The sequence below is a fragment of the Streptomyces sp. NPDC040610 genome, from assembly GCF_055594065.1.
In genome coordinates this window covers 115,372-125,452 of record NZ_JBVIXA010000013.1, presented here as the reverse complement: position 1 = coordinate 125,452, position 10,081 = coordinate 115,372, and the positions used below count along the sequence as shown (strand labels likewise).

General features: G+C 73.5%; 1 protein-coding gene. It reads right to left on the bottom strand.

The genetic code is table 11. The features are described from left to right. Positions 1 to 91 precede the first annotated feature (91 nt). The gene (locus ACZ6AA_RS33690; protein ID WP_471462295.1) at positions 92 to 9,967 is read right to left on the bottom strand and encodes a type I polyketide synthase; all 9,876 of its coding nucleotides are present in this window, start codon (positions 9,965 to 9,967) and stop codon (positions 92 to 94) included. Positions 9,968 to 10,081: the final 114 nt, after the last annotated feature.

Below are 10,081 nucleotides of genomic sequence, written 5' to 3'. Positions count from 1 at the left end.
CACTGTGTGTCGTTCGGCGGCTCGTGCCGCGTCCTGCGCCGCGTCTCGCACTGCGTCCCACACGGGGTCGTGCGCCGCGTCTCGTACTGGGTCAGGAATCACTGTTGTCCAAGGCCAGCTGGATCAGGTTGGCCACGTCCATGGCGTCGATGGAGGCGTCCGCGTCGTCGTCATCGGCCGGGGCCGCGCCCGCATCCGGGGCGGCCAGGCCGAGGAGGGCGTCCAGGAGGCCCGCCTCGCGGATGCGGGCGATCGGGACTGCCGCCAGGGCACGGCGGACCTCGGCGTCGGCCGGGTCGTCGGCCCCGCCCCCGTCGCCCTCGGCGTCGTCCATGGCGTCGGCGTCGGGCAGGAGTTCGGCAAGGAGCTCCAGGGCCAGCTCGCCGGGGGTCGGGTGGTCGAAGACGAGGGTGCTGGGCAGGCTCAGGCCGGTCGCGGCGTTGAGCCGGGTGCGCAGTTCCACGGCGGTCAGGGAGTCGAAGCCGAAGTCCTTGAACGCGCGGTCCTCACGGACGGCTTCCGTGCCGGTGTGGCCAAGTACGGCCGCGACTTCCGTGCGCACCAGCTTCAGGACGGTCCGCTCGCGCTCGGCGGGCGTCGCGTCGGCGAGTCGGGCGCGCAGGGCGGCCGCCGCGTCGGCGGCTCCCTCGGAGGTGCGTGCGCCCGCGTCGCCGGACGCGGCGTCGAGGGCCCGGCGGGCCTCCGGCAGGTCGTCGAGCAGCGGGCTGGGCCGCCGCACGGTGAAGGCCGGGGCGAACCGCTCCCAGTCGACGTCGGCGACGGTGACGAGCGGGTCGCGCCGGTCGAGCGCGTGCCGCAGGGCCCCGATCGCCGACTCGGGCCGCATGACGGGCAGGCCGCGCTTGCTCAGGTGCGCGGCGGCGTCGTCGTCGCCCGCCATGCCGGAACCGCCCCACGGCCCCCACGCCACCGACGTCACGGCCCGCCCCTGGGCCCGGCGGCGTTCGGCGAGGCCGTCGAGGAAGGCGTTGGCGGCGGCGTACGCGGCCTGGCCGCCGCTGCCCCACACTCCGGCGATGGACGAGAACAGCACGAAGGCGTCCAGGGGCGTGTCGCCGAGCAGGTCGTCCAGGTGCGCCGCGCCCGCGGTCTTCGCGGCGACGATCTCCGCGAAGTCCTCGGGCCCGGTCTCGTCGATCATCCGGTCCTGACCGAGGCCCGCCGCGTGCACGACGGCACTCAGCGGTGCGTCGGCGGGGATCTCGGCGAGCAGCCGGGCGAGGGCGTCGCGGTCGGCGACGTCGCAGGCCGCGACGGTGACCTTGGCGCCCAAGTCCTCCAGTTCGGCGCTGAGTTCGGCGGCTCCGGGCGCGTCCGGGCCGCGCCTGCTCGTCAGTACGAGGTGCTGGGCGCCGCCGCCCGCGCACCAGCGTGCGACGTGGGCACCGAGGGCGCCGGTTCCGCCGGTGATGAGGACGGTGCCGCGCGGTCGCCAGGGGGTGGCCGGTGCGGTGCTCCGGGGCGCCCGGACCAGGCGGCGCACGTGCACACCCGAGGGGCGGACGGCGAGTTGGTCCTCGGCGAAGCCGGGGGTGGCGGTGCGGGTGAGGAGGGTCGTGAGGAGGTCGCGGGCGCGGGCGGGGACGGTGGCTTCGGAGGCGTTCGTGGCGTCGCCGGTGGCGTCCGCCGTCTCCTTGGAGCCCGTGGAGCCCGTGGAGCCGGTGTTGGCGCCCGTGGTGCTCGTGCTTCCCGTCGTCTCCACGAGGTCGATGAGGCCGCCCCACACGTCCGGGTGCTCAAGGCCCACGACCCGGCCGAATCCCCACGCCTGCCCCTGCGTGACACTGCGTACGGGATCGGTGTCGCCGACGGACACGGCGCCGGACGTCGCGATCCACAGCCGCCCGCCGACCTCGGCGTCGACGACGGCCTGCGTGAGCGCGAGGGTCGCGGCCATGCCCCACGTCAGGGCGGGGGCGTCCGGCTCCGGGTGATCGTGCGCGCCCTCGTCGCCGGACGCGGCGTGGCCGTACGGGCGCTCGTCCAGGGCAAGCAGCGACAGCACACCCGTCAGGGCGGCGTCGCCGTCGGAGGCCTCGGCCCCCTCAGCGGACTCCCGCAGAAGCCGTGCCATCGCCGTACGGCCGACGGCTCCGTCACCCACGACGACACGCCGGACGTCCGCACCCGCAGCGGCGAGCGCCTCCTCGGCGGCCGCACTCCAGGGGTGCCCGACCGCACCGGCCGGTACGACCAGCGCCCAGGTCCCGCCGAACGCCGAACCAGCGCCCGACGGCTGCTCGCCGGACAGCGGCTTCCAGGTGACCCGGTAGCGCAGGGCCTCCACCTCGTGCTGTTCCTGCTGCCGCCGTCGCCAGGTCGCGAGCGCGGGCAGGACGGACTTCAGCGAGGCCTCCTGGTCCAGCTCCAGCGTCTCCGCCAGGCCCTCCAGGTCCTCGCGCTGCACGACCTCCCAGAACTCGGAGTCCACACCACCGCTCCGGCCGTCGGCCGACACACCCGCGTCCTTCACTTCCGGCCAGTAGGTCCGGTGCTGGAAGGCGTACGTGGGCAGGTCGACGCGGCGCCGGGCCTGCGTGGTGCCGTACAGGGGTGCCCAGTCGACGGTGGTGCCGCGTACGTGGAGGTGGGCGAGGGCGGTGAGGAAGGTGTCGGGCTCGGGGCGGTCCTTGCGGGCGGCGGCGACGAGTCCGGCCTGGGCGGCCGGGTCGGTGAGGGTGTCGTGCGCCATCGCCGTCAGGACGGCGTCCGGGCCCAACTCCAGGAGCGTGGAGACTCCCTGGCCGGTGAGGGTGACGAGTCCGTCGTGGAAACGGACGGCCGCACGGATGTGACGGACCCAGTACTCCGGGTCCTTGAGCTGGTCGGATTCCGCCAACTCGCCCGTGACGTTGGAGACCACAGGCAGCTTCGGGGTCTGATACGTCAGACCTTGCGCGACCTTGCGGAAGTCGTCCAGCGCCGGATCCATCAACGGCGAGTGGAAGGCATGCGAGACCCTCAGCCAACGCACCTTGCGGCCCTCACCGCGAAGGGTCTCCTCCAGGCCCTCCAGGACGGTCCGGTCACCGGAAAGCACCACCTGAGCGGGCCCGTTCACGGCCGCCACACCCGCACGGTCCTCCAGACCCACCAACAGCGGCAGAACCTCCGCCTCAGCCGCCTGCACCGCGAGCATCGCCCCGCCCTCAGGCAACGCCTGCATCAACCGACCACGCGCGGCCACCAGCTGAGCCGCATCCTCCAGCGACCACAACCCCGCCACATACGCGGCCGCCAGCTCACCGATGGAGTGACCACCCACAATCTCCGGCCGCACCCCGAAGGACTCGGCCAGACGGAACAACGCCACCTCGACCGCGAACAGCGCGGGCTGCGCGTACTCGGTCCGCTCCAAGACGTCGGCATCCGTGCCGAACATGACGTCCTTCAACGGACGCTCCAGCAACCCGTCCAGGTGCGCACACACCTCGTCCAGCGCATCGGCGAACACAGGGAACGCCTCGTACAGCTCACGCCCCATGCCAATCCGCTGGCTGCCCTGTCCCGTGAACACGACGCCGAGACGGCCGTCCGTCACGGAGCCCAGTACGGCTCCCGGTCCGCCCGACGCGACGGCGTCCAGTCCGGTCAGGAGTTCTTCCCGGCCGTGGCCGAGTACGACGGCCCGGTGCTCGTGCAGGGCGCGGCCCGAGAGGAGCGACCAGGCCACGTCGGCGGGCTCCGACTCGGCGCTTGCGGTCAGGTGTTGGACGAGCCGTCCGGCCTGGACGCGCAGGGCTTCGGCGCTGCGGGCCGACACCAGCCACGGCACGGCCGTCGCCGGAGTGGCCGTGCCGGCGGCTGCGGCATCGTCGGCGGGGTCAGCAGTCTTGTCGAACTCGGCGGGCTCCGTCCCCCGCGCCTGCTCCACGATCACATGCGCGTTCGTCCCGCTCACGCCGAACGACGAGACCGCCGCCCGGCGCGGCGCGCCACCGTCCCGCTCGGCCCACTCCCGGGCCTCCGTCAGCAGCTCGACCGAGCCCGCCGACCAGTCGACGTGCGTGCTCGGCTCGTCCACGTGCAGCGTGCGCGGAAGCACCCCGTGGCGCATGGCCATCACCATCTTGATGACGCCCGCGACTCCGGCGGCGGCCTGCGTGTGCCCGATGTTGGACTTGACCGAGCCGAGCCACAGCGGCTGCCCGGCGGAGCGGTCCTGGCCGTAGGTGGCGAGGAGGGCCTGCGCCTCGATGGGGTCGCCGAGGGTCGTGCCCGTGCCGTGCGCCTCGACCGCGTCCACATCGGCGGGCGTGAGGCGGGCGTTGGCGAGGGCGGCGCGGATGACACGCTGCTGCGAGGGGCCGTTCGGCGCGGTCAGGCCGTTGCTCGCGCCGTCCTGGTTGACGGCCGAGCCGCGCACCACCGCGAGGACCTGGTGGCCGTTGCGGCGGGCGTCGGACAGGCGCTCCAGGAGGAGAAGGCCGACGCCCTCGCCCCAGCCCGTGCCGTCCGCGGCCTCCGCGAAGGCCTTGCAGCGGCCGTCGGCGGCGAGGCCGCGCTGGCGGCTGAACTCGATGAACGCGCTGGGCGTGGACATCACCGTGACGCCACCGGCGAGCGCCATGTCGCACTCGCCCTGCCGCAGCGCCTGCGCGGCCAGGTGCAGGGCGACGAGGGCGGAGGAGCACGCCGTGTCGACGGTCATGGCGGGGCCCTCGAAGCCGAAGGCGTACGAGAGGCGGCCGGAGACGACGCTGGCCGCGTTGCCCGTGCCGATGTACCCCTCTGCGCCTTCGGGGGCGTCCTTCAGGAGGTCCAGGTAGTCCTGGCCGTTCGTGCCCGCGAACACGCCGGTGCGGCTGCCGTGCAGGCTCGGGGGTGCGATCCCGGCGCGCTCGAACAGTTCCCAGGCGGTCTCCAGGAGGAGCCGCTGCTGGGGGTCCATGGCGAGGGCCTCGCGCGGGGAGATCCCGAAGAAGTCCGCGTCGAACCCGCCCGCGTCCGGCAGGAATCCGCCCTGGCGGGCGTAGGTGGAGCCGGGCTTCGCCGGGTCGGGGTCGTACAGCGCTCCGGTGTCCCAGCCTCGGTCGGCGGGGAACTCCCCGAGCGCGTCGACGCCGTCGGCGACGAGCCGCCAGAGGTCTTCGGGGTCGCGTACGCCGCCGGGGAAGCGGCAGCTCATCGACACGATGGCGATGGGCTCGTCGTCGACAGGGCCGGTGGGCACGGCCGCCGTGGGCACGGTGGTGTCGGGGCTTTCGCCGGTGAGGAGGAGGCCGGAGAGGTAGTCGGCGACGGACCTCGGCGACGGGTAGTCGAAGACGAGGGTGGCCGGGAGGGTGAGGCCGGTCGCGGCGCCGAGGCGATTGCGGAACTCCACCGAGGTCAGCGAGTCGAACCCGAGCCCCTTGAACGCGCTGTCGCCGGGCACCGCCTCCGTACCGCCGTGCCCGAGCACCGTGGCGGCCTGGGTCCGCACCAGGTCGAGCAGGGCCCGCTCGGCGTCCGGGCGCGGAAGGGCGGCCAACTGGTCCTTCAGGGACGTGACTTCGCCGTCTCCCGCACCGGCGGAGCGCTCCGCGCGGGCGGCCGCCGTCTCCGGCAGGTCGTCGAAGAGGGTGCTGGGCCGGGTGGCCGTGAAACCCTCGGCGAAGCGGTCCCAGACGATGTCGGCGACGACGAGGGCGGCGGTGTCGTGGCTTCCGGCGCGGTCGTTCGTCGCCCGGCGCAGCACGTCGATGGCACGCGTCGGGTCCATGACGGGCAGGCCCGCTTGGCGCATCCGCTCGTCGGAGCCGTCGTCGGCGGCCATGCCGCTCCCGGCCCACGGGCCCCAGGCGAGCGAGAGCGCGGGCAGTCCGGCGGCGCGCCGCTGTGCGGCGAGGGCGTCGAGGAAGGCGTTCGCCGCCGCGTAGTTGCCCTGGCCGGGCGCGCCCACGGTCCCGGTGAGGGAGGAGAAGAGGACGAAGGCCGACAGGTCGGCTTCGCGGGTCAGCTCGTCCAGGTTCCGGGCCGACTCCACCTTGGCGCGGAACACGGAAGCCATACGGTCCGCCGTCAGGCCGTCGAGAACGCCGTCGTCGAGGACGCCCGCCGTGTGGAACACCCCGGTCAGCGGCACATCCTCCGGAATCTCCCCCAGAACCCGCGCCAACGCCTCCCGGTCGGCCGCGTCACACGCCGCGACCGTCACCCGTACACCCAACTCCTCCAATTCCGTACGGAGTTCCGGCGCACCCGGCGCGTCAAGGCCACGACGGCTCGTCAACAGCACATGACCGGCACCCGCACGCGCCACCCACCGAGCCACATGACCACCCAGCGCACCCGTACCACCCGTCACGAGCACCGTGCCACCGTCGGCAGACCACTCCCCCGCCGACGACTCGCTCAACGACGCGTCGCCGAAGGCCGCACGCACCAGCCTGCGTACGAACACACCCGAGCCGCGCACCGCCACCTGGTCCTCACCCGACGAGGCCCCGAGGACCTGGGCGAGCCGGGACATCGCGCGCGCGTCGGCCGTCTCGGGCAGGTCGACCAGACCGCCCCAGCGCTCCGGGTGTTCGAGGGCCACGACCCGGCCAAGGCCCCACACGGCCGCGCCGTCGGTGTGGGCCACGGAGTCGGAGCCGCCGACGGAGACCGCGCCCCGCGTCGCCACCCACAGCGGCGCGGACACGGCCGCGTCACCGAGGGCCTGCACGAGCGCGAGCGTCGGGAGCACGTCGGCCGGCGCGCACGCGAGGAGGGAGAGGACTCCCGTCACGGCCGTACCGTCCCCGGCGTCCTGGCCGTCGTCCGCGAGGGCGTCGGCCACCTGCGCCCGCAGCGTGTCGCGGTCGGCGTCCCGCGTGTCCACCCGCAGGACCCGCGCACGCGCTCCGGCCTGCTCCAGGGCGCGCACGGAGGCGTCGAGCCACGGCTCCTCCGTCGCACCGGCGTGGGCGACGACCAGCCAGGTGCCGGTGAGCCCGGCCCGCGACTGCTTGGCGAGCGGCTTCCACGCGATGCGGTACTGCCAGCGGTCCAGCTCGGACTGCTCGTGCCGCTGCCGCCGCCAGGCCGTCAACGCGGGCAGCACGGACCGCAGCGGCGCCTCCTCGTCGACGTCCAGGGCTCCCGTCAGGGCCGCGAGGTCCTCGTCCTCCACGGCCTTCCAGAATCCCGCGTCCGCGGGGTCGAACCCGTCCCCGGTGAGACCGGGCGCCTGCTCCAGGGGGTTGAGCCAGAGGTGCTGGTGCTGGAAGGCGTACGTGGGCAGGTCGACGTGGCGGCGCGCCTCGACGGGCTCGAAGAAACGGGTCCAGTCGACGGTGGTGCCGCGTACGTGGAGGTGGGCGAGGGCGGTGAGGAAGGTGTCGGGCTCGGGGCGGTCCTTGCGGGCGGCGGCGACGAGTCCGGCCTGGGCGGCCGGGTCGGTGAGGGTGTCGTGCGCCATCGCCGTCAGAACGGCATCCGGGCCCAGCTCAAGCACAGTGGTCGCGCCGAAACCGGTCAGAGCGGTCAAGCCGTCGTGGAAACGGACAGCCTCCCGGATGTGACGGACCCAGTGCTCCGGGTCCTTGAGCTGGTCGGATTCCGCCAACTCGCCCGTGACGTTGGAGACCACCGGCAGCTTCGGGGTCTGATACGTCAGACCTTGCGCGACCTTGCGGAAGTCGTCCAGCGCCGGATCCATCAACGGCGAGTGGAAGGCATGCGAGACCTTCAGCCAACGCACCTTGTGGCCCTCGCCGCGCAGGGTCTCCTCCAGGCCCTCCAGGACGGTCCGGTCACCGGAAAGCACGACCTGGGCGGGCCCGTTCACGGCCGCCACACCCGCACGGTCCTCCAGACCCACCAGCAGCGGCAGAACCTCCGCCTCAGCCGCCTGCACCGCGAGCATCGCCCCGCCCTCAGGCAACGCCTGCATCAACCGGCCACGCGCGGCCACCAGTTGAGCCGCATCCTCCAGCGACCACAACCCCGCCACATACGCGGCCGCCAGCTCACCGATGGAGTGACCACCCACAATCTCCGGCCGCACCCCGAAGGACTCCACGAGCCGATACAGCGCCACCTCTACGGCGAACAGCGCGGGCTGCGCGTACTCGGTCCGCTCCAGCACCTCAGCGTCGGCGCCGAACATGACGTCCTTCAACGGACGCTCCAGCAACCCGTCCAGGTGCGCACACACCTCGTCCAGGGCCGTGGCGAACACAGGGAACGCCTCGTACAACTCGCGACCCATGCCGACCCGCTGGCTTCCCTGCCCGGTGAAGACGACACCGACGCGCCCCTCGACCACCGAACCGGTCACAACCCCCGGACCACCGGAGGCAACGACCCCCAGCCCGGCGAGGAACTCCTCCCGCTCCCGGCCGAAGACAACCGCCCGGTGCTCGTGCAGGGCGCGCCCCGAAAGCAGCGACCACCCCACATCGACGGGCTCAAGGTCCGCATGCCCGGCCGTGTGCTCCCGCAGCCGCTCGGCCTGCGCCCGCAGCGCCTCGGCGCTGCGACCCGACACCAGCCACGGCACCGCACCCGTGGCCCGTGCCCCGGCGCCCGGCTCGACCGGCTCGGACGTCTCCGTGGGCTCCTCCGCGGACGCCTGCTCCACGATCACGTGCGCGTTGGTGCCGCTCACGCCGAACGACGACACACCCGCGCGGCGCGGCGCGCCGCCGTCGCGCTCGGCCCACTCGCGGGCCTCCGTGAGCAGTTCGACAGCGCCCGCCGACCAGTCGACGTGCGAGTTCGGGCGGTCCACATGGAGGGTGCGGGGCAGGGTCGCGTGCCGCATGGCCATGACCATCTTGATGACGCCCGCGACTCCGGCGGCGGCCTGGGTGTGGCCGAGGTTCGACTTCACCGAGCCGAGCCACAGGGGCGAAGTCCCGCCGGTGGTGGCTTCGGGGCGTTCCTGGCCGTACGTGGCGAGGAGGGCCTGGGCCTCGATGGGGTCGCCGAGGGTGGTGCCCGTGCCATGGGCCTCGACCGCGTCGACGTCGGCGGGCGTGAGGCCCGCGTTCGCCAGGGCCGCGCGGATGACGCGCTGCTGGGCGGGGCCATTGGGGGCGGTGAGTCCGCTGCTCGCGCCGTCCTGGTTGACGGCGGTGCCGCGGACGACGGCGAGGACCTTGTGGCCGTTGCGGCGGGCGTCCGACAGACGCTCCAGGAGCAGCAGGCCGACGCCCTCACCCCAGCCGGTGCCGTCCGCGGCCTCCGCGAACGCCTTGCAGCGGCCGTCGGCGGCGAGGCCGCGCTGACGGCTGAACTCCACGAAGGTGTCCGGCGTCGACATCACCGTCACACCACCGGCGAGCGCCATGGTGCACTCGCCCTGACGCAGCGCCTGCGCGGCGAGGTGCAGGGCGACGAGCGAGGAGGAGCAGGCCGTGTCGATGGTGACGGCGGGGCCTTCGAGGCCGAAGGTGTACGAGACGCGTCCGGAGGCGATGCTGCCCGCGCTGCCGTTGCCGAGGTAGCCCTCGAACTCCTCCAGGCCCTCGGGGCTGCTGAGGATGCGGTTGCCGTAGTCGCCGTACATGACGCCGACGAACACACCGGTCCTGGAGCCCCGCACGGACAGCGGGTCGACGCCCGCCCGCTCGAAGGCCTCCCAGGTGGACTCCAGGAGGAGGCGCTGCTGCGGGTCGATGGCGAGGGCCTCGCGGGGCGAGATGCCGAAGAACGCGGGGTCGAACTCCGCCGCGTCGTGCAGGAATCCGCCTTCGCGGGCGTAGCTCTTGCCCGCGCGGGTCGGGTCGGGGTCGTGGAGGTCCGCGTCCCAGCCCCGGTCGTCCGGGAAGGGGGAGATCGCGTCCCCGCCGTCGGCGACGAGCCGCCAGAGGTCTTCCGGGCCGCCCACGCCGCCGGGGTAGCGGCAGCTCATCGCGACGATGGCGATGGGCTCCCGGCTCACCGACTCGGCGTCCTGTAGACGCTGCCGGGTCTGATGCAGATCCGCGGTAACTCGCTTGAGGTACTCGCGGAGTTTCTGCTCGTTCGCCATTTCGGTGCGACTCCTTCAACGCAGAGGGCCGACCCCATCACATCGGCGGGAGGGCAGGGGCAACAACCCCTACCCTCCCCCTACGGACCCCTTGAGGAATTTCCAGGAATTACT